The sequence below is a fragment of the Dermacoccus sp. BD5 genome (genome assembly GCF_044878485.1).
Lineage (GTDB): Bacteria > Actinomycetota > Actinomycetes > Actinomycetales > Dermatophilaceae > Dermacoccus > Dermacoccus nishinomiyaensis.
Window position 1 is genome coordinate 240,044 of sequence record NZ_JANJER010000002.1, and the last position, 19,713, is coordinate 259,756.

Genomic DNA, 19,713 nt, shown 5'->3' on the forward strand with positions numbered 1-19,713 from the left:
CGCCAACTTGCCTTGCCCTCGCGGCGAACTCAGCTCGTCAGACCTCTCTGCCGTAATTCGCGCAGGGCGACGTCCCATGCCTCCGAATCGGCGCCGGGCAAGCCCCACGATCGACCAATGAAGTCGGCCACGGCCTGCTCACTGCTCATCAGGGGCAATGGCGCGCCTGCGGAACGGAGACCCTCCAGAGAGGCAACGGCGTGCTCGATGTCCCCGGCCCGGCCGACATCCACATACTCCACCGGCGCACTCGCGACCGGGGCCGCAGCAGCAGCAAACCGCGCCAGGTCGGTCAACGACGTACGCTCACCGGTGCCACAGTTGAGAACCCGCAGGCTCCCGAGTCGACCCGGGTGATCGATGCACCAGGTGATCAGACGCGCAACATCGTCGACGTGCACGAAATCCCTCGTCGCAGAGCCATCGCCATAGACCGACAACGGTCGACCCTCGCGGAGGCGCGCGAGAAAAGCTGCCAGAACCCCCGTATAGGGATTGTGGAGTGCCTGTCCGAAGCCCACCACGTTCTGCGGCCGTAGAACAGTGACCGGGATCGCGGCAGCGTACTCCGCGAGGATGGCCTCCGCCTCGGACTTGGTTTCTCCGTAGACGGAAACAGGGCGGTGCGGGTCCTCCTCCCGGGACGGCGCGGCCTCTGCCTGGGGACAGCAACGCGCCCCGAACCGAGTGCCGTGGCGCCGGCACTCGTACCGTCCCTCGCCGTAGACGGCTCGGGACGACAGTGCGACGAGGGCGGCACCCCAAGAAGCGGCCGCAGCAGCCGCGAGCCGCGTCCCCTCCACGTTGACAGCCCTATAGCGCCCGGCCTCGTACATGGATTGTGCCGTACCGGTTTCAGCAGCCAGATGAACGACGACATCGAACCCCGGCAATGCGTCCCACGTGCTTGCCTGACTGACGTCTGCGATGACGACTTGCCCCGGAAAGCGCTGCACGGCAGCTTCTGCATGCTGGTGCACCTGGGCATTCAAACTGTCGACGGCGACCAGTTCATGCTCCGAGGCCAGCATGACGGCGACATGTTGACCGATGAATCCGGCCCCGCCGGTGATGAGAATGCGCATGGCGCCCTTCGTCGTGACCCGTTGCTCCGTGCCACTCTAACGCCCCGGCATGACGGGCGTCAGAACATGACGCCCCCCGTCACGTGTCCTTGAACACGCGACGGAGGGCGTCACCGGCGAGACCGCTGTGATCAGGCAGCCATGGCCTTGCTGAGGTTCTCGTCGATGGCGGCGAGGAAGTCCTGCGTGTTGAGGTACGGCTGGTCCTTGCTGATGAGCAGCGCGAGGTCCTTCGTCATCTTGCCCTCCTCGACCGTCTGCACGCAGACGCGCTCGAGGGTCTCGGCGAACTTCGTCACCTCGGGTGTGCCGTCGAGCTCGCCACGCTTGGCGATGCCGCGCGTCCAGGCGAAGATCGACGCGATCGGGTTCGTCGACGTCTCCTTGCCCTGCTGGTGCTGACGGTAGTGACGCGTGACGGTGCCGTGCGCGGCCTCCGCCTCGACCGTCTTGCCGTCGGGCGTCATGAGCACGGACGTCATGAGGCCGAGCGAGCCGAAGCCCTGCGCGACGATGTCGGACTGCACATCACCGTCGTAGTTCTTGCACGCCCAGACGTAGCCGCCCTCCCACTTGAGCGCAGAGGCGACCATGTCGTCGATGAGGCGGTGCTCGTACGTGAGGCCGCGCTTGTCGAACTCGGCCTTGAACTCGCGGTCGAAGACGTCCTGGAAGATGTCCTTGAACGCGCCGTCGTACGCCTTGAGGATGGTGTTCTTCGTGGACAGGTAGACGGGCATGTTGCGCTCGAGGCCGTAGTTGAACGACGCGCGAGCGAAGTCCTCGATCGACTTGTTGTAGTTGTACATGCCCATCGCGACGCCGCCGGACTCGGGGAACTCGGCGACCTCGTAGACCTGCTTCTCGCCACCGTCGGCCGGGGTGTAGGAGATCTCGACGGTGCCGGCACCGGGCACCTTGAAGTTCTGCGCCTTGTACTGGTCGGCGTGAGCGTGACGGCCGACGATGATCGGCTTCGTCCAGCCCGGCACGAGGCGCGGCACGTTGCTGATGATGATCGGCTCGCGGAAGATCACGCCACCGAGGATGTTGCGGATGGTGCCGTTGGGGCTCTTCCACATCTCCTTGAGGCCGAACTCCTCGACGCGCGCCTCGTCCGGCGTGATCGTCGCGCACTTGACGCCGACGCCGTACTGCTTGATCGCGTTCGCCGCGTCGACGGTGACCTGGTCGTCCGTCGCGTCACGGTTCTCGATGCCGAGGTCGTAGTACTTGAGGTCGACGTCGAGGTACGGGTGGATCAGGCGGTCCTTGATGAATTGCCAGATGATGCGCGTCATCTCGTCACCGTCGAGCTCGACGATGGGGTTCTTGACCTTGATCTTCTCCATGGCCTGTGCTGGCTCCTTCGATCAGTTGGTGCGACGAATGTTCGCTTGCCTCAGGTTATCGCTACGTGGGCGACCTCCCCAAGACGAAGGCGTGGCAGCCCGAACGCCTGTGTCATCACCTACCCCGGCGGCCGTCTCGGGGCACTCCTACCCCACTTGGAAAGAGCCGCTGCGCAGATATGCGCGCAGGTGCGCTGCTGTTGCCCCTGCAGTCCGGTCAAGAGAGGTGGGGAGGCCGGCCAGCGGCCACCACGTGTGCTCTGCGGCTTCACCGTCCGCGCCCCAGGCCGGCGGACGCTGTGCTACGCGCACAACAAAGCACAAGGCGAACGCCTGCACCTGGTCGCCATTGGAGTAACGAAGATGCGTGACCTTCGGATCGGACAGGCAGGCAAAGGGCTCGAGCTCGTCCTCTCGCACGAGCACCCCGGCCTCCTCGGCCAGTTCTGTGATCGCGATGTCGGCGAAAGATTGCCCACGCTCGGCTGAACCGGACGGAAACTCCCACTGGCCTGAATCGGCGCGTCGCTGCATCAGAACGTGGCTACCCGCATCAAACAGAACCACCTGGGCGCCAGGCATCAGGATGAGCTGGGACCCCACGAGGGCGCGCAAGCGTCCGAGGTACGTCTCGGCGAATTGGGTCATACGGCCTCGTCGTGCGAGCCGTACCCCATGACGTCGTCGTCGGGGTGCGGCGCGAGCTCGTGGACAAGCGGCACGACGTCGGCGATCGAATCGCAGATGCGCGTCGGCACGAATGGGTACCGGTCGACCTGATCGGGCCTCGTCGAACCGGTCAGCACGAGAATGCTGCGCAGCCCCGCTTCGAGGCCGCTGCGCACGTCCGTGTCGAGGCGGTCACCGATCATCACCGTCGATTCCGAGTGCGCATCGATGCGGTTGAGCGCGCTGCGCATCATGAGCGGATTCGGCTTGCCGACGTAGTACGGCTTGACGCCCGTCGCCGCCGTGATGAGCGCCGCGATCGACCCCGTCGCCGGCAACGGCCCCTCCGTGCTCGGGCCCGTGACGTCCGGGTTCGTCGCGATGAACCGCGCGCCACCCTCGATGAGACGGATCGCACGCGTGATCGCCGTGAACGAATACGTGCGCGTCTCCCCCAGCACGACGTAGTCGGGGTCTCGCTCCGTCATCGTGTAGCCGACGTTATGGAGCGCCGTCGTCAGCCCCGCCTCACCGACGACGTACGCGCTGCCACCGGCGCGCTGATCGGCGAGGAACTGCGCCGTCGCGAGCGCCGACGTCCAGATCGCCTCTTCGGGGATGTCGATGCCGCTGCCCTGCAGGCGGGCGCGGAGGTCACGCGGGGTGTAGATCGAGTTGTTCGTCAGGACGAGGAAACGACGCCCCGTCTCCTGCAACGCCTGCAAGAACTCCGCAGCCCCCGGAATGGCGCGCTCCTCATGCACGAGAACGCCATCCATGTCCGTCAGCCAGCACTCCACTGCGTGGTGGTTGCTCATCCGCTCATCCTTCACTGTCGTGCCGAATCGTTCAACCCATGATGCGACGAACGGCCGCCGCCACCGTCGCAAGCGCCGGATCGGCCTGCGCCGCCATCCTCGCAAAGACCTCGGGGCCCTGGCGGAACGGGTCGAGAATCTCCGCCTCGACGTCCGATCGAGTGCTGTGACGCTCGACGCTGCCCGCCGTCGAATTGGCGACGAACTCGCGCAGCCCGTCGACGCCCTTGGCTCGGGGTAGGGGCGCCTCGGCGCAGACGTCGGCGAAGTCGAGCAACGCGAAGATGCGCGACGCCGCCGTCGGCGCCTCTTCGACGAGGACGCGCCGATGCTCGCGCGACGCTGCCAGCACGAGGTCCGCCTCGCGCACGAGCGCGGGCGTCACCTGACGCGGACGGTAGCGCGCGCCGTCGAGGCCGCGCTCACGCAGGAGAACCTGCGTCCCCGATGACATCCTCTCGATGAGCAACGCGCCCGTCCCGGCGCCCTCGACGCGTACCGGCAGGCCCGCCAGGTCGGCAGCCAGCACACGCTCGAAATACGGTGAGCGACAGACGTTTCCCGTGCACACGCCGAGGATGGTGAAGGTCTCGCGATCATCCCCGGTGGCCAGGCTGTCGACCTCATGGCCCGCCTGCTGAGGGCGAACCGGCGCCGGCCCAGCATCGAGGCTGAGCGAAACGTCCGGGCGGGCTCGCGCTCCCTCACGCTCGCGCTTCGCGGCCTGCACCTGCGCGAGCCGTCGCTGATCGGAGCGCGTGCGGAGCGTGCCCCACTGCCCGGGCGTGACGGGCTCGACGGCCTCGTGAGCCTGTGCCGGTTCGCCCGACGACGCGGCGTCGCGCGGTTCGCTCACGTCACTCCCCCGTCGTCTCGAGCGCGGCGAGGTCGTAGTCGACGACGACCGCCGCGTGGTCGCTCCACCGCTGATCGTAGGCTGCGGCGCGCCCGATCCACGGTTCGCGGGCGACAGCGGCGAGCGTCGGGCTCGCGAACTGGTAGTCGATGCGCCACCCGGAGTCGTTGTCGAACGCCTTTCCGCGCCACGACCACCACGAGTACGGGCCCGGCACGTCGCCGTGATTAGCGCGCACGACGTCGACCCAGCCGTTCTGGGTGAGCCGCGTCAGGTACGCCTGCTCGTCCTCGAGAAACCCGGCCTTGCCACGGTTTCCCTTCCAGTTCTTGAGGTCGTTCACCGTGTGCGCGACGTTGAAATCGCCCATGACGAGCGCCGGACGACCAACGAGCTGCGCCATCCGCGCCTCCAGCGCGTCGAGGAAGGCGTACTTCGCAGTCTGCTTGTCGGTGCCCGCCTCGCCGGTGTGCACGTAGACGCTCGCGATCGTGACAGTGCGACCGCCGACGACGACGTCAGCCTCCACCCAGCGGCCGATCTCGTCGAAGCCGTCGATGACGCAGCTCGACGACGCGAGCGCATGCTTCGTCAGGATGGCGACGCCCTCACGGCCCGCAGCGGCCGACTCGGCGTGCGCGAGTTCGTACTCGGCGAGAGCCGAACCGTCGAGTGCGGTCGCGAACTGCTTCGCCGACGCGCGCACCTCCTGCATGGCGACGACGTCCGGCTCCTGCTGCGCCAACCACTCCAGACCCCCGCGACGCCGCGCTGCCCTGATGCCGTTGACGTTCGCCGTGATCACTCGCATGGGCTCATCGTTTCAAGGCCGCATGATCGTGTCGAACCCACCGACCACAACCGCGCCCAGCCCGAAACCCTGCGTCCAAGTGCACCCGCGTGCATCTGGACGCGGGGAAGAGGTCAGCTCGCGGGGGGTATCGTCGGGCGGCCGAGGGCGTGGACGGTGAAACCCGCCTCAGCCCACCGCTGCCGATCCAACGCATTCCGCCCATCGATGAGCACACGACCCGCGACCTGCTCAGCAACATCGGCCGGGTCGAGATCGCGGTACACCTGCCACTCCGTCAACAACACGACCACCCGCGCCCCCACCAACGCCTCATCAACCGTGTCGACATAACCCGGCCCCGGACGCTGAGCCCGCGCCACAGCCAGTGCCTCCGGATCATGCACCCGCACATCCACACCCAACGCCACCAGACGCTCAGCCACGTCCAACGCCGGACTATCCCGAATATCGTCCGAATTCGGCTTGAACGCCGCCCCCAACACCGCCACCGGCGCCCCCACGACGTCCTCACCCAGCACGTCACGCACGAGCTCCACCACCCGCGAACGACGACGCACGTTCGTCGCATCCACCGTCCGCAAGAACTCCACCGACTCCGCCAGGCCGAGCTCCTCACCACGCGCCATGAACGCACGAATGTCCTTCGGCAAGCACCCCCCACCGAACCCGACACCCGCACCCAAGAACTTACGCCCGATGCGCTCGTCATGCCCGATCGCATCCGCGAGCGCGACGACATCACCGCCGCTCGCCTCACACACCTCAGCCATCGAATTGATGAACGAGATCTTCGTCGCGAGGAACGCATTCGCGCTCACCTTGACCAACTCAGCCGTCGCGAAATTCGTCACCAACCGCGGCGTACCCGCCGCCAACGCCCGCGCATACACCTCATCCAGACGCGCGACATTCGCCTCCGCGAACTCCCTCTCCACGCCATACACGAACCGATCCGGCGTCAACGTGTCCTTCACCGCGAATCCCTCACGCAAGAACTCCGGATTCCAGATCAGACGCGCATCCACCCCCTCACACACGCCGGCCTGCAGCACCTCCAGCACGCGCGGCACCGTCCCCACCGGCACCGTCGACTTACCCACAGCCACTGACCCCGCCTTCATGTGCGGCGCCAACGACGCGAACGCACCGAACACATAATCCGTGTTCGCCGCATACTCCCCCGGCTTCTGCGGCGTCCCCACACATACGAAATGCACATCAGCATCCGCCACATCAGCGATGTCCGTCGACCACCGCAACCGACCCGACGCCCGCGCACTCACCAACAACTCCGGCAACCCCGGCTCGAAGATCGGACTACGCCCCGCCGCCAACGCCTCGATCTTCAACACATCCGTATCAACACCCACCACGTCATGACCCAACTCAGCCATGCACGCCGCATGCACCGCGCCCAGATAGCCCGTGCCGATGACCGAGATCTTCAAACCCATGCCGCAGATTCTAGGGTGCCGCCCCTGCTGCGACGCTCATTTGCCGCGCGCGGCCCCCGTCACCGCGTCGTTGTTCGTCGCGCGTTCACCAGACGGCGCGCTTACGCACTCGTCGGTCCGCTTCGGCATCTCGGGTACGCGTGCGAAACTGCGCCGCACACCGAACGAGCACCCGAGCAACACCGGGCACGTCCCCCTGCGGCATCGGCGTCACCTGATCGGGTTGCGCGAGATACCGCGGCAGCCACCCTGCGAGCGTCGCCCACACATCGCGGAGTGCACGATCCAGCTCGTCCTACGTGAACGGCGGCGCGCCGAGCACGTTCAGCTGCACGGCCTCGCTCGCTCGCCTCACGGACGGGGATGATGACGCTCACCTCGACGTCCGAGGGACGTGTCATCGGCTGCGACCTAACCGAGCTTGACGCCCGTGAAGGCGACGAAGGTGACGATCGCACCGAGCGCGTACAACGCGACGTCCGTGCCCCTCGAACGCACCTTGAGATCGGGCACGACACGCTCGGGGAAGACGGCGCGCATGATCGCCCCCAGCAGCGGACCCACGGCCATGAGGATGCCTCCGACACGCACATGCCCGCCGAAGACGACGGCGAGGCCCAACGCGACCGGCAACACGACGACGAGCCACGGGACGCCGAGCTTGAAGTGACTCACCGACCCCGAGCCTCGGCCTCACGCTCGGCGGCCTCCACGACGTTCGTCAGCAGCAGCGCACGCGTCATCGGGCCGACGCCGCCGGGGTTCGGCGACATGAATCCGGCGACCTCCGCGACGTCCGGTGCGATGTCACCGGCCACCTTGCCGTCGACGCGGCTGACTCCGACGTCGAGCACTGCGGCACCCTGCTTGACCATGTCCTTCGTGATGAGCCCTGGCACACCGGCGGCGGCGACGATGACGTCCGCGTTCTTCGTGTGAGCCGCGAGATCCTTCGTGCCGGTGTGGCACAGGATGGCCGTCGCGTTCTCGCTGCGACGTGTGAGGATGAGACCGAGCGGGCGCCCCACCGTCAGCCCACGCCCGACGACGACGACCTCCGCACCGTTCAGCGACACGTCGTAACGGCGCAGCAGTTCGATGACGCCCATCGGCGTGCACGGCAGCGGCGCCTCCTCGCCGAGCACGAGCTTGCCGAGGTTGACCGGGTGCAGACCGTCGACGTCCTTCTCCGGCTTGACGCGTGAGAGCAGCGCGACCTCGTCGAGACCCGTCGGCTGCTGGATGAGGAAGCCCGTGCAGTTCTCGTCGTCGTTGAGCTCGTCGATGACGGCCTCGACCTCGGCCTGCGTCGCGGTGGCCGGCAGATCCTTGCGGATCGAGGTGATGCCGACCTCCGCGCAGTCCTTGTGCTTGGCGTTGACGTACCACTGCGAGCCTGGGTCATCGCCGACGAGCACCGTGCCGAGGCCCGGCGTGATGCCGCGCGCCTTCAACGCAGCGATGCGCTCACGCAGTTCGCCCTTGATCGTCGCGAGGGTGGCCTTGCCGTCGAGCGTCGTCGCAGTCATGGCCCCAATCCTGCCAGACGCCCCGGGCGCGCGGTCGGCGCTCACACCGGGGTGTGACGGGACGCTCGTGATCGACCTGGGCTCACGCGTACGGTCGTCGTATGAAACGAGCGTGCCGAGCGGCGAGTGGCGTGGCGCGTTCCCGCGCTCGTGGCACTCGTCGTCGGGGTGCTCGTCGTGGCGTTGTTCCTCGTCGTCGACCGCCGTTCGTCAGCCCCGGTCGCCGACGCGCCCTCACCCAGCCTGAGCGGACGCCCCGTGGTGGCCTTCGTCGGCGACAGCTACTCCGCCGGCTCGGAGGCGAGCTCACCGGACAAGCGATGGACCACCGTCCTGAGCGCTGAGCGCGGGTGGAACGAGATCAACGTCGCCGTGTCTGGCATGGGCTACGACGTGGGGCGTCCGACGCAGCACTACGCTTCCCAGGTCGCAGAGCCGCAGCGTCGAAGCCGGGCACGGTCATCATCTCCGGCGGATGGAACGACGTCGCCCGCGGCGTGCCGACGGCGACCATCGTCGAGGGCCTGCGCGAGACGCCCGCGGCGGTGAAGAAGCACGTCCCCGAGGCGCGCGTCGTCGTCATCGCACCGATCGGACCGGCGAGTTCTCCCCCACCCGACCTCGTACGGCTGCGCGATGCCGCCGCACCCGTGGTGCGCAGCTCAGGTGCGACGTGGCTGGATCTCGACTTCCCGCTCACCGGTCACCCTGAGTGGATCAGCCCTGACGGCCTGCACCCCAACGACGCGGGCTACAAGCGCCTCGCCGAGCTCACGAACGCGCGTCTGAAGTAGCCCGTCGGCCACCGGAGCGTGCAGCCATGGCTGCCGCCGCAGCGGTGACGACCATGCCGACGACGGTGCGCACACCGACACCTTCGCCCGCCACCGGGTCGAGCAGGTCGATGACGAGCGCCGCGACGAGCTGCCCCATGATGCCCATGAGCCCGAGCACGAGCACGCTGATGTGCTCCGTCGCCCACGCCGACAACCCGATGAACGCGATGCCCAGCGGCGCACCGAGCCACGCCCACCAGGGAGCGTCGTGCGGCCACTGCCACTGCGTGAAGCCGAGGAGCACGCGCGCACCGGCGAACACCACGAGAGCGATCACGCCGACGAGGAAGTTCTGCAGCGTTGTCGCGTACGAACTACCTGCCCGCGCACTGACGCGCCCGTTGAGACCCTGCTGGAACTGCGTCATGACGCCCGCGATGATGACGGCGAGGGCCGGCAGGATCGCGATGCCACCCGGGACGTGCTGGCCGCTCACCGTGATGCCGACCCCGACGACGGCGAACGCTCCGGCGAGCGCGCGAGCGGGGGTGATCGGCGTGCGCCCCTTGGGGCCGGCACCGACGTGATCGGCGAGCAGCCCGCCGAGTGCCCGGCCACCGACGCTCGCGACGATGAAGACCGCTACCCCGAGGATGGCGACCGTGCTCGTCTGCACCGCCACGAACGCACCGCCGAGAACGCCGCCGAGGCACTCCCACCAGCGCAGACGCCCCGCCCGAATCGCGTCGACGAGCCGACCGGCGCCGCGGCGCAGGCTCGGCACGACGAGCGTCAGCACGAGCAGCGCGAGCCCCGAACCGAAGCTCCACACCGCCGCGACGAGCGGCTCGGACAACGGCTCACCGAGCGTCCCGTTGAAGCGCGCCTGCAACGACAGGCACGCCCCACCGAAGAACGCGGCAGTGAGGGCAAGCGCCTCGGAGGAGGCTCTGGCGTCACGCGTCATCGCAGGGCACCGCGACGATGGCAGGTTTGGCCGAAGATGTGGCCGACGTTCAGGCCATCTTGAGCCAAACCCGCCATCTGGGGGTTGTCGATCAGAGGTGTCACTCAGTGCGCGAAGTGACGCGTACCGGTGAAGTACAGGGTGACGCCGGCCTTGTTCGCGGCGTCGATGACCTCGGCGTCACGAATGGAGCCACCCGGCGCGACAACGGCCTGGACGCCCGCGTCGAGCAGGATCTGCAGGCCGTCGGCGAACGGGAAGAACGCGTCCGACGACGCCACCGAACCACGGGCCCGCTCGGCACCCGCACGCGTCACGGCGAGGTTGCACGAGTCGACGCGGTTGACCTGGCCCATGCCGATACCGACCGACGCACCGTCCTTGGCGAGCAGAATCGCGTTCGACTTCACGGCGCGCACCGCACGCCACGCGAACTCGAGGTCACGCATCGTGGCCTCGTCCGCGGCCTCGCCGGCGACGAGCTGCCAGCGCTCAGGGTCGTCACCCGTGGTGCGACCGTCCTTGTCCTCGCCCTCTGCGTCGATGAGGTCGCGCTCCTGCACGAGCAGGCCGCCGCTGATCGGACGCATGTCGAAACCACCCGCAGCGGGCGCGGGCACCGTCACGAGGCGCATATTCTTCTTCTGCGTCAGCACCTCGAGCGCGTCGTCGTCGAACGCGGGCGCGACGACGACCTCGGTGAAGATGTCCTTCACCGTCTCGGCCATCGCCTTCGTCACCGGGCGGTTCGTCGCGATGATGCCGCCGAACGCGCTCGTCGAATCGCACTCGTGCGCCTTGCGGTGCACGTCCGCGATGTCATCGCCATCAGCCCCGACGGCGATGCCGCACGGGTTGGCGTGCTTGATGATGGCGACGGTCGGCGCGTCGCCGTGGTCGTACGCGGCACGGTAGGCGGCGTCGGCGTCGACGTAGTTGTTGTACGACATCGCCTTGCCGTGCAGCTGCTCCCCCTGGGCGATGCCGGCCTGACCCTCAGCGGTGTACAACGCCGCGCCCTGGTGCGGGTTCTCGCCGTAGCGCAGGCTCGCGGCCTTCGTGAACGTCGCGCCCATCCAGTCGGGGAACTGATCGCCCGTCGCCTCGTCGTCCGAACCGGCGAGGTTCTCCCCCATCCACGTCGCGACGGCGACGTCGTACGACGCGGTGTGGACGAACGCCTCACGCGCGAGCTCGGTGCGCTGCTGCAGCGTGAAGCCGCCACCGTTGACGGCGGTGATGACGTCGTCGTAGCGCGACGGGTCGGTGACGATCGCGACGGTGGGGTGGTTCTTCGCGGCCGCGCGCACCATCGTCGGGCCGCCGATGTCGATCTGTTCGACGCACTCGTCGATGCTCGCGCCGGACGCGACGGTCTCGGCGAACGGGTACAGGTTGACGACGACGAGGTCGAACGGTGCGACGCCGAGCTCACGCAGCTGCGCCAGGTGGTCGTCCTTGCGCGAGTCGGCGAGGATGCCCGCGTGCACCTTGGGGTGCAGCGTCTTGACGCGACCCTCGAGGCACTCGGGGAAACCGGTCAGCTCCTCGACGGGCGTCACCGGGATGCCGAGACCGGCGATGAGCTTGCTCGAACCACCGGTCGAGACGATCTCGATGCCGGCGTCGGCCAGGGCGCGTACCAACTCCTCCAGACCCGTCTTGTCGTACACCGAGACGAGGGCCCGCTTGATGGGGCGCAAACCGTCACTCATTGATCAAAACCGTCCTGCCGTTGATGGACCAACCACGTGCGAACCTGCGGACGACGTCCACAAGCATGTCGCGCTCCTCGACCTTGATGCGTTCGTGGAGCGAGTCTTCGTCGTCATCGGCGCGCACCTCGACGGCGCGCTGCGCGATGATCGGGCCCGTGTCGACGCCGGCGTCGACGACGTGACACGTCGTACCCGTGATCTTGACGCCGTGGGCGAGGGCATCCCGCACACCGTGCGCGCCGGGGAAGCTCGGCAGCAGCGCCGGATGCGTGTTGATGACGGTGTGGCGCGCGAGCGTCGTCGCACCCAAGATCTTCATGAAACCGGCCGAGACGACGAGGTGCGGCGGCGCATCGGGGTCGTCCGAGTCGTCGTCGAAGCTGCGCTCGACGGCGTCGGCGAGCGCCTCGTCCCAGGCGTCGCGGTCGGCGAAATGGGCGGTGTCGACGACGAACGCCGGGATGCCTGCGAGCATCGCGCGCTGGAGACCGGCGCACTCGCGGTCGGCACCGACGGAGACGATCGTGAACGGCGAGCGCTGACCGCGAGCGGCCGCGTCGGCCTCTGCGTCGATGAGCGCCTGCAGCAGCGAACCGCTGCCGGAGACGAGGACGACGACCTCGAGCGGTCGGGTGTCGGGGCGCAGCTGCGGCGTGGCACTCACATGGACAACCCTACCGACCATGCTTGACGAAGCAGCGACTGCGAACCCGGTAGTCCTGAGGGGTGGAAAGCTGCACGCGCCCGCTCGTGAGGCACGGCTGCGACCTGCTGTGATGGGCGAAGGATTTCATGCTTCATATCGGCTCGACTCGGCCTATGCGGAGTACGCATCGCACGAGACAGGAGACGACCTCGAGCATGCCCGGAGCAATCGGGCGCGCCGCGAGCAGCGCGAACGGCGTCGATCGAACGACGAACACGCGGCAGGGTCACAGCGGTGACGATGCACCGGGGCCAGATCTACTGGCGCGACCTCGGCCACGGGGAGAAACCCTGACTCGTCGTCTCGAACAACGCCCGTAACACCCATGTGCGCATCGCTCTCGTCGTGCGCGTCACGACCTCGACGAAGCCGCCGCTGCCAAGCATCGTCCCGATCGAGCTCAGCGGCGCGAATCGCGCGGGCCAAGAACTCATCGGCAGCGTCCCCGCGACGAGATCGAGGTGCTCTACGACGACCACCACGTGCACCCCGGGGTGGGTTACCACCGCACATCATGCGGCGCGTCGATGCTGCCCTCGAGGTGGCCCTGGCCCTCACGAGACCAGGCGATGACGCCGAGCACGCCACGCCGAGGTCAGTTGAAGAAGAACTTCTCGACCTCGTTGGGGTTCTGGCTGTAGGAGCTCTCGCAGGATTCGCGCGCCTGGTTGGTGTTGGCGCCCCACAGGCACTCCTGATAGCTCTTCGTGCGTTCGTAATGCACGAGCGGCGCGGCCGTCATCACGAGCAGCAGCGCTGTCAGCACGAGGCCGACGAGGTTCGGCCCGAACGCACCCGCGACGCCGGCGCGGCGCACGTCGCGCAGGTAGCGGATGCCGTAGAAAAGAGACAACGCCAACGGGATGGCGGCCAGGCCCGACGCGGGCAGCGGCAGCCACGACAGCAGGAACCCGAGCAGCAGATACCGCAGCGACAGGACGTTGTTGCGCAGACCGGGCGGCAGCTGGGGCATCTCACTCACAGCACTCCCAACGATCGAGAACGACGATTTGATCCCGCCGCGCGGGCCACGTGCATCGCGTCACTTCTGGTGGCTCGAACGCCAGTGACGCGCCGCCGCCGTCGCGAGCGCGGGCAGCACGAGCAGTAGCGGCGCGACGAGCCACGCCTGCCACGACGGGCCGGCGTACTCGAGCAGCCCGCGCGACACCGAAGCCGTCGAGAACCACCACAGCAGCCACATCGTCACCGTCGTGACGGCGGCGGCGCTCGCCGCGACCGTCAGCTTCGCACGCAGACTCGCGAACCGGGTGAGTGCCCGGCCCGAGGCCCAGCCGATGAAGACGCCGACGCCGATGGGCACGGCGAGCGCCGCCCAGGCCCACGGCCCGACGTGGTCGGGCAGCGCCCCGAGGACGGGGACCATCGGCAGGGTGCCGGGCGTCATCCCGGAGTGGCCGATGCTGACGTCACCCGCCTCGAACGGCGCGCCCGTCGTCCACCCCGCCATGTGGGCGAGAAGGTTGGGCAGGGCCATCACCTGCGCCAGCACGAGCAGGCAGCCGCCAACGACACCGGGCGCGAGCGCTTGCTGAACCGCCCACACGCGCGGCGCGTGCCAGGCGATGAGCACGACGAGCAGCAGCAGCGACAACGCAGCGAACAGGCCGGCGCCGCGCAGGCCCGCAGACAGCGAACGGCGCAACAGCAGCGGGGTGGCCTCGACGACGACCTCGTCGAGCGCCGCGAGTTCGGGCGAGTGCTTGCGTTCGTGCCAGGCCGTCCACGCCACGCCGAGCGCGGCCACGAGCGCCGGGCCCACGATGAGCGACCACCAGTGGATGTGGCTGTGGCCGAGCCCCGCGACGATGCCGAGCACCTGCGCCGCGACCACGTATCCCCCGACGTACGCGAGCATGATGGCGCGCAGGTCCGCGGCGCGCAGCCGTTCGTCGGGGAACGCCGCGCGCGCGCCGAAGCAAGCGGCGAGCACGCAACCGAGCGTCAGCAGCAGCGGGCTGAAGACGACCGTGATGCCGTCGACGACGACGTGCCCGCGATGTGCGAGCGCCCACAGGTCGATGGCGACGCCGAGTGTGTCGTTCCACGACGACGTCGACTGTGCATCGAGCGTCCATGCGGCGAAGACCGGGACCATGAGGACGACGAGTGACGCGAGCGCCGCGACGATGCCGTACCCGAAGGCGAGCGGGACGTGCGGGCGCCCGGCCGGTCGCGATTCGTTCGTCGAGCGACCATTCGCCCCGGTGCGCGCCGCATCTCGTTGAGACGGTCCTGTCGAACCTCGTGACGCCGAGTCACGAGACGCTGCGCTCTGTCGCGGCGGGCGGGAGCCGCCACCCACGCCGTCACGGGCACCCGCGCGCGCGGGTGAACTGCCGCCCGCACGCTGCGGGCGCTGCGGTCGAGGGCGTTTGTTCGCCGGAGACGAGGCGGACGAGGAACTGCGGGGGCGACGATCACTCATGGCCCGGCCATCCTCTCAGGCCGCGCTGGGCCGATGCTCGAGGCTCGCCGCAGGAACGACTGATCCCGCCACCTGGAGCAGGTGGCGGGATCAGCGAGAGGCGCGAGCCTCGGCCGCACGGGTCGAAGCCGTGGGCCGTCGAGAGCGCTCAGACCTGACGGAACGCTAACGTCACTTGGCCTGGATGCGGATGGCCTGCTCGTCGCCGTAACCGCACTTGACGTCGATCGTCTTGATCTTCTTGCCGTTCGGCACCTTGTAGACGACGTCACCCGTCGTCGTGTCGCCCTTGTAGAGGGTGCCGTAGTCGAGACGCTGCCCGTACGAGGCGAAGTCTTCGCGCGCGGACGTGTTGTCGTCGAGCTTCACCTTGAGACACGTCGTGCCGGCGTTGAGATTCTTGTCGCCGAGGTTCGTCATCGTGATGTTGACGGCGACGAAGTGGTTGCCGTTGCCCGGCTTGTCGAAGTCGTTCTCGGGGGTGATCGGGTCGGCGATCTTGTTGACCTTGGCCGACATCTCCTTCGTCTTGACCTCTTCACCGACCTTGCCGGTCTTGGGGCCCGACGCGTCTCCCGAGTCGCCCGTACCGGTGTCGGAGGACGGGGACTCGCTCGTCGTCGGTGCAGCCGCGCTCGAGCTCTGATCGGGCGTGGAGGCCGGCGACGTGGCGCTCGGGGCCGCCGAGGTGGCCTCGCCCGCAGCCGAGGCCACGGACGGCGCCGCGCTGTTCGCGGCCGACGTGGCTTGGGACGCGCCGCCCTCGACCTGGGTGCAGGCGCTCATGCCAAGCGGCATCGTGCCGGCCAGCAGGGCCAGGCCCATCGTGCGTGCGGTGGTCTTCATCTGGGTGTTCCTTTCGGTGCGTCCGAGCCGCGGCGGGCCCGGGCTGAGGGTGAAGTGGTCAGTGGGCGAGGTCGACGCGGATGGTGCGCTGATCCCCGGCGAAGTCGAGGGAGCATCGCACGTCGACGGACTTGAGCTTCTGGTCCTTCGGCAGCTCGAACGTCACGTCCCCGCTCGCGGTGTCACCCTCGTGCAGGGTGGACGAATCCATCGGCGAACCGTAATCGGCGAACAGTGACGCCGACGCCGACCCGTTCGTCGTCGTCTTGGCGTCGATGCACATCGACGGGCTGAAGTTGATCGGTGCGCCGCCGACGTTCGTCACCGTGATCGACACGGCCGCCCACTTCTTGCCGGCCCCCGGCTTGAAGACCGCAGAATCGCCGACCGGCACCGGGTCGACGACCTTGGTCACCTTCACCGACAACTTCGAGGTCTTCGCCTCCGCACCGACCTTCGTGGTGACGAGCCCCTGCTGGCCGGAGCCGAGCGGATCGGACGTCGGCACGGACGACGCGGCCGCCTCGCTCGACGCGGCACCAGCGGACGTGGCGGGCGCCGACGACGACTCGGGCGCGGGCGCAGACGTCGGCGCGCTCGGAGTCTGCGCGGCCGCGTTCGACGACACGGCGGCACTCGGCGGCGCAGACGCGCTCGCCGCCGGCGACGAACCGTCGACGCTCGTGCACGCACCCACCGACAACGTCACGCCCACAGCTCCGACGAGACCGAACCCTTGCTTCAAGTCCATGACGATCCCTCCCAGGTCGACGGACTCTCGCCCGCGTCATCATTCATAACTTAACCGTCACTGGGACGCCGCTGCATCATTACTGGTTCCATCCGTGCGCCGACTTCTCGCGGCCATGTCGTCGGCACCTCGGCGACACGACGAACGCCCCCGCACCAGCGCGAGCCGATGCGGGGGCGTTCGTCGAGATCACCGAAGCGACGTTCGGTGAATCCGCCTCACTTGCTGAGGTTGTTCATGATCTCCGTCATGAGAGCGGCCGTCTCGGACGGCGTCTTGCCGACCTTGACGCCGGCGGCCTCGAGGGCCTCCTTCTTCGCGGCAGCCGTGCCCGCGGAACCGGAGACGATGGCGCCGGCGTGGCCCATCGTCTTGCCCTCGGGAGCGGTGAAGCCCGCGACGTAACCGACGACCGGCTTCGTCACGTTCTCCTTGATGTACGCCGCAGCGCGCTCCTCGGCGTCGCCGCCGATCTCACCGATCATGACGATCGCGTCGGTGTCGGGGTCGTTCTGGAACGCCTCGAGCGCATCGATGTGCGTCGTGCCGATGACCGGGTCGCCGCCGATGCCGATGGCCGTCGAGAAACCGAAGTCACGCAGTTCGTACATCATCTGGTACGTCAGCGTGCCCGACTTCGACACCAGGCCGATGCGGCCCTTGCCGGCGATGTTCGCCGGGATGATGCCGGCATTCGACTCACCGGGGCTGATGATGCCCGGGCAGTTCGGGCCGAGCAGGCGCGTCTTCGAACCCTTGCTCAGGTTGTAGAACTCGGCCGAGTCCTTCACCGGGATGCCCTCGGTGATGACGACGGCGAGCGGCATCTCGGCCTCGATGGCCTCGACCGCGGCGCTCTTGGCGAAGGCCGGCGGCACGAAGATCACGGAGACGTTGGCGCCCGTCTCGGTCATGGCGTCCTTGACGGAGCCGAAGACCGGAACCTGCTTGGTCTCGCCGTTGACATCGAAGTCAACCGTCTGGCCGGCCTTCTTCGGGTTGACGCCACCGACGACGTTCGTGCCCGAGGCGAGCATGCGCGCCGTGTGCTTCATGCCCTCGGAGCCGGTCATGCCCTGAACGATGACCTTGGAGTCAGCGTTGAGAAAAATCGACATGGAAGTCAGATCCCTTTCAGTTGGCCGCGGCCAGCTCGGCAGCCTTGCGGGCTGCGCCGTCCATGGTGTCCACGACCGTCACGAGCGGGTGGTTGAAGTCGGAGAGGATCGCACGGCCCTCTTCGACGTTGTTGCCGTCGAGGCGCACGACGAGCGGCTTCGTCGCCGCGTCGCCGAGCTTCTTCAGGGCGCCGACGATGCCGTTGGCGACGGCGTCGCACGCCGTGATGCCACCGAAGACGTTGACGAAGACGCTCTTGACCTGCTCGTCGTTCAGGATGACGTCGAGACCGTTGGCCATGACCTCGGCCGAGGCGCCGCCACCGATGTCGAGGAAGTTGGCGGGCTTGGCCTTGCCGCCGGTGAAGTCCTCGCCGGCGTAGGCGACGACGTCGAGCGTGCTCATGACGAGGCCGGCACCGTTGCCGATGATGCCGACGTTGCCGTCGAGCTTCACGTAGTTGAGGTCGAGCGCCTTGGCCTTGGCCTCCAGCGGGTCGGCCGCGGCCTTGTCCTCGAGAGCCTCGTGGTCGGGGTGACGGAAGCCGGCGTTCGCGTCGAGCGTCACCTTGCCGTCGAGCGCGATGATGTCGCCGTCCTCGGTCTTGACGAGCGGGTTCACCTCCACGAGCGTCGCGTCCTCGTCACGGTAGGTCTCCCACAGCTTGACGAGCACGGGAGCGACCTTTGCGGCCGTCTCGTCGTCGAAGCCGGCGGCCTTGACGATCTCGTCGGCCTTCGCGCCGTCGATGCCGACGTTCGGGTCGACCTCGATGCGCGCGAGTGCCTCGGGACGCTCGACGGCGAGCTGCTCGATCTCGACGCCGCCCTCCTTCGAGCACATCGCGAGGTAGCTGCGGTTCGCTCGGTCGAGCAGGATCGAGAAGTAGTACTCCTCGGCGATCTTGGCGCCCTGGGCGATCATCACGGTGCCCACGGTGTGGCCCTTGATGTCCATGCCCAGGATGTCCTTGGCGTACTGCTCGGCCTCGTCAGCCGACTTGGCTACCTTGACGCCGCCGGCCTTGCCGCGACCACCGGTCTTGACCTGGGCCTTGACGACGGTGACACCGCCCGACTTCGCACCGATCTGCTCGGCGGCTGCCTTGGCTTCTTCCGGGGTGGTGGCCGTCTGGCCGGCCAGCACCGGAACGCCGTGCGCCTCGAACATGTCGCGCGCCTGGTACTCGAAGAGATCCACGCGAATCCATCCTCATCGTTGAAAGGAGTGTTCCTCTTGTGACTTTAACGCGCTTTGCCGCGCGGGGGTAACCAGGGGTTCGCGCCGGTGCTCTCAGGCGTGTGCGGACGCCGCGTCCCCGACGTTCTCGCGCACCCACGCGACGACCTCGTGCGTCGGCGCACCGGGCGTGAAGATGCGCGCGACACCCATGTCGAGCAGCGGCTTGATGTCGCCCTCGGGGATGATTCCGCCACCGAAGACGACGACGTCGTCGATGCCCTGCTCGCGCAGCAACGTCATCAGGCGCTCGAACTGCGTCATGTGCGAACCGGACAGGATCGACAGGCCGATCGCGTCGGCGTCCTCCTGCACCGCAGCCGTGACGATCTGCTCCGGCGTCTGGTGCAGGCCCGTGTAGATGACCTCCATGCCGGCGTCGCGCAACGCCCGCGCGATGACCTTCGCACCACGGTCGTGGCCGTCGAGGCCCGGCTTCGCGACGACGACGCGGAGTCGATCGGAGCCGTTCGTGGCAGCATTCGTAGGGGTGGCGTTCGTGGCAGGCGCGTGCTGGACCATGACTCAATCCTCTCGGGCGGTTACTCGCACTGTAACGCCCGCC

Annotated in this window: 20 protein-coding genes; 1 reads left to right on the forward strand and 19 read right to left on the reverse strand. The window is 68.0% G+C overall.

Features of this window, described 5'->3' with window-relative positions; all coding sequences use genetic code 11:
- Nucleotides 1-29: 29 nt before the first annotated feature.
- From NQ706_RS02720 to NQ706_RS02760, 9 genes are all read right to left on the reverse strand, one after another.
- Nucleotides 30-1,085, reverse strand: coding sequence for an NAD(P)-dependent oxidoreductase (locus NQ706_RS02720; protein WP_038569060.1), 1,056 nt, complete (start codon nucleotides 1,083-1,085; stop codon nucleotides 30-32).
- 131 nt (nucleotides 1,086-1,216) lie between these two features.
- On the reverse strand, nucleotides 1,217-2,437 hold the full coding sequence (locus NQ706_RS02725; protein WP_038569061.1) for an NADP-dependent isocitrate dehydrogenase: 1,221 nt from the start codon (nucleotides 2,435-2,437) through the stop codon (nucleotides 1,217-1,219).
- 147 nt (nucleotides 2,438-2,584) lie between these two features.
- Entirely contained in the window at nucleotides 2,585-3,085 is a 501-nt protein-coding gene (locus tag NQ706_RS02730; protein ID WP_051806063.1) for an NUDIX domain-containing protein, read from the reverse strand.
- Complete coding sequence (locus NQ706_RS02735; protein WP_038569063.1) at nucleotides 3,082-3,924, reverse strand: HAD-IIA family hydrolase; 843 nt, start codon at nucleotides 3,922-3,924, stop codon at nucleotides 3,082-3,084. The genes NQ706_RS02730 and NQ706_RS02735 overlap by 4 nt, the downstream gene beginning before the upstream one ends.
- A 31-nt stretch (nucleotides 3,925-3,955) precedes the next feature.
- On the reverse strand, nucleotides 3,956-4,780 hold the full coding sequence (locus tag NQ706_RS02740) for a hypothetical protein (RefSeq protein WP_051806067.1): 825 nt from the start codon (nucleotides 4,778-4,780) through the stop codon (nucleotides 3,956-3,958).
- Between the two features lies 1 nt (nucleotide 4,781).
- The gene (locus NQ706_RS02745) at nucleotides 4,782-5,591 is read right to left on the reverse strand and encodes an exodeoxyribonuclease III (RefSeq protein WP_288756508.1); all 810 of its coding nucleotides are present in this window, start codon (nucleotides 5,589-5,591) and stop codon (nucleotides 4,782-4,784) included.
- Nucleotides 5,592-5,704: 113 nt separating this feature from the next.
- Entirely contained in the window at nucleotides 5,705-7,048 is a 1,344-nt protein-coding gene (locus NQ706_RS02750; protein WP_038569067.1) for a UDP-glucose/GDP-mannose dehydrogenase family protein, read from the reverse strand.
- Nucleotides 7,049-7,459: 411 nt separating this feature from the next.
- A complete protein-coding gene (locus NQ706_RS02755; protein WP_038569071.1) occupies nucleotides 7,460-7,723 on the reverse strand; it encodes a DUF3017 domain-containing protein in 264 nt (87 codons plus the stop codon).
- Nucleotides 7,720-8,577: a bifunctional methylenetetrahydrofolate dehydrogenase/methenyltetrahydrofolate cyclohydrolase gene (locus tag NQ706_RS02760; RefSeq protein ID WP_038569073.1), complete on the reverse strand. Its 858-nt coding sequence runs from the start codon at nucleotides 8,575-8,577 to the stop codon at nucleotides 7,720-7,722. The genes NQ706_RS02755 and NQ706_RS02760 overlap by 4 nt, the downstream gene beginning before the upstream one ends.
- Nucleotides 8,578-8,927: 350 nt before the next feature.
- Here NQ706_RS02760 and NQ706_RS02765 point away from each other — a divergent pair, with 350 nt between their 5' ends.
- Nucleotides 8,928-9,371, forward strand: coding sequence for an SGNH/GDSL hydrolase family protein (locus tag NQ706_RS02765; protein WP_081873716.1), 444 nt, complete (start codon nucleotides 8,928-8,930; stop codon nucleotides 9,369-9,371).
- On the opposite strand, the gene NQ706_RS02770 is transcribed toward NQ706_RS02765, so the two are convergent.
- The 10 genes from NQ706_RS02770 to NQ706_RS02815 all read right to left on the reverse strand — a co-directional run bounded on the left by NQ706_RS02770 (nucleotide 9,349) and on the right by NQ706_RS02815 (nucleotide 19,670).
- Nucleotides 9,349-10,320, reverse strand: a complete 972-nt coding sequence (locus NQ706_RS02770; protein ID WP_038569076.1) for a DMT family transporter — start codon at nucleotides 10,318-10,320, stop codon at nucleotides 9,349-9,351. The genes NQ706_RS02765 and NQ706_RS02770 overlap by 23 nt on opposite strands.
- Nucleotides 10,321-10,424: 104 nt before the next feature.
- Complete coding sequence (purH, locus tag NQ706_RS02775; protein WP_038569078.1) at nucleotides 10,425-12,035, reverse strand: bifunctional phosphoribosylaminoimidazolecarboxamide formyltransferase/IMP cyclohydrolase; 1,611 nt, start codon at nucleotides 12,033-12,035, stop codon at nucleotides 10,425-10,427.
- Nucleotides 12,028-12,723: a phosphoribosylglycinamide formyltransferase gene (gene purN, locus NQ706_RS02780; protein ID WP_051806072.1), complete on the reverse strand. Its 696-nt coding sequence runs from the start codon at nucleotides 12,721-12,723 to the stop codon at nucleotides 12,028-12,030. The genes purH and purN overlap by 8 nt, the downstream gene beginning before the upstream one ends.
- 616 nt (nucleotides 12,724-13,339) lie before the next feature.
- Nucleotides 13,340-13,726 carry a hypothetical protein gene (locus NQ706_RS02785; protein ID WP_150112776.1) on the reverse strand — a complete coding sequence of 129 codons (387 nt, stop codon included), beginning with the start codon at nucleotides 13,724-13,726 and terminating at the stop codon, nucleotides 13,340-13,342.
- 60 nt (nucleotides 13,727-13,786) lie between these two features.
- Nucleotides 13,787-14,863: a DUF6350 family protein gene (locus NQ706_RS02790; protein ID WP_150112777.1), complete on the reverse strand. Its 1,077-nt coding sequence runs from the start codon at nucleotides 14,861-14,863 to the stop codon at nucleotides 13,787-13,789.
- A gap of 501 nt (nucleotides 14,864-15,364) precedes the next feature.
- Nucleotides 15,365-16,039 carry a DUF4352 domain-containing protein gene (locus NQ706_RS02795; protein WP_038569086.1) on the reverse strand — a complete coding sequence of 225 codons (675 nt, stop codon included), beginning with the start codon at nucleotides 16,037-16,039 and terminating at the stop codon, nucleotides 15,365-15,367.
- A gap of 58 nt (nucleotides 16,040-16,097) precedes the next feature.
- Nucleotides 16,098-16,790, reverse strand: a complete 693-nt coding sequence (locus tag NQ706_RS02800; protein ID WP_038569088.1) for a DUF4352 domain-containing protein — start codon at nucleotides 16,788-16,790, stop codon at nucleotides 16,098-16,100.
- Between the two features lie 218 nt (nucleotides 16,791-17,008).
- A complete protein-coding gene (sucD, locus tag NQ706_RS02805; RefSeq protein ID WP_038569090.1) occupies nucleotides 17,009-17,908 on the reverse strand; it encodes a succinate--CoA ligase subunit alpha in 900 nt (299 codons plus the stop codon).
- Nucleotides 17,909-17,924: 16 nt separating this feature from the next.
- On the reverse strand, nucleotides 17,925-19,109 hold the full coding sequence (gene sucC / locus NQ706_RS02810) for an ADP-forming succinate--CoA ligase subunit beta (protein WP_038569092.1): 1,185 nt from the start codon (nucleotides 19,107-19,109) through the stop codon (nucleotides 17,925-17,927).
- Nucleotides 19,110-19,202: 93 nt separating this feature from the next.
- Complete coding sequence (locus NQ706_RS02815; protein WP_006945578.1) at nucleotides 19,203-19,670, reverse strand: cobalamin B12-binding domain-containing protein; 468 nt, start codon at nucleotides 19,668-19,670, stop codon at nucleotides 19,203-19,205.
- Nucleotides 19,671-19,713: the final 43 nt, after the last annotated feature.

Coding starts and splice junctions, on each gene's coding strand:
- sucD (WP_038569090.1), bottom strand. CDS start 17,908: ATGTCGATTTTTCTCAACGCTGACTCCAAGGTCATCGTTCAGGGCATG.
- purH (WP_038569078.1), bottom strand. CDS start 12,035: ATGAGTGACGGTTTGCGCCCCATCAAGCGGGCCCTCGTCTCGGTGTAC.
- NQ706_RS02795 (WP_038569086.1), bottom strand. CDS start 16,039: ATGAAGACCACCGCACGCACGATGGGCCTGGCCCTGCTGGCCGGCACG.
- NQ706_RS02815 (WP_006945578.1), bottom strand. CDS start 19,670: ATGGTCCAGCACGCGCCTGCCACGAACGCCACCCCTACGAATGCTGCC.
- NQ706_RS02800 (WP_038569088.1), bottom strand. CDS start 16,790: ATGGACTTGAAGCAAGGGTTCGGTCTCGTCGGAGCTGTGGGCGTGACG.
- NQ706_RS02750 (WP_038569067.1), bottom strand. CDS start 7,048: ATGGGTTTGAAGATCTCGGTCATCGGCACGGGCTATCTGGGCGCGGTG.
- NQ706_RS02725 (WP_038569061.1), bottom strand. CDS start 2,437: ATGGAGAAGATCAAGGTCAAGAACCCCATCGTCGAGCTCGACGGTGAC.
- NQ706_RS02735 (WP_038569063.1), bottom strand. CDS start 3,924: ATGAGCAACCACCACGCAGTGGAGTGCTGGCTGACGGACATGGATGGC.
- NQ706_RS02745 (WP_288756508.1), bottom strand. CDS start 5,591: ATGCGAGTGATCACGGCGAACGTCAACGGCATCAGGGCAGCGCGGCGT.
- NQ706_RS02720 (WP_038569060.1), bottom strand. CDS start 1,085: ATGCGCATTCTCATCACCGGCGGGGCCGGATTCATCGGTCAACATGTC.
- NQ706_RS02790 (WP_150112777.1), bottom strand. CDS start 14,863: ATGGTCCCGGTCTTCGCCGCATGGACGCTCGATGCACAGTCGACGTCG.
- NQ706_RS02760 (WP_038569073.1), bottom strand. CDS start 8,577: ATGACTGCGACGACGCTCGACGGCAAGGCCACCCTCGCGACGATCAAG.
- purN (WP_051806072.1), bottom strand. CDS start 12,723: ATGGTCGGTAGGGTTGTCCATGTGAGTGCCACGCCGCAGCTGCGCCCC.
- NQ706_RS02770 (WP_038569076.1), bottom strand. CDS start 10,320: ATGACGCGTGACGCCAGAGCCTCCTCCGAGGCGCTTGCCCTCACTGCC.
- NQ706_RS02730 (WP_051806063.1), bottom strand. CDS start 3,085: ATGACCCAATTCGCCGAGACGTACCTCGGACGCTTGCGCGCCCTCGTG.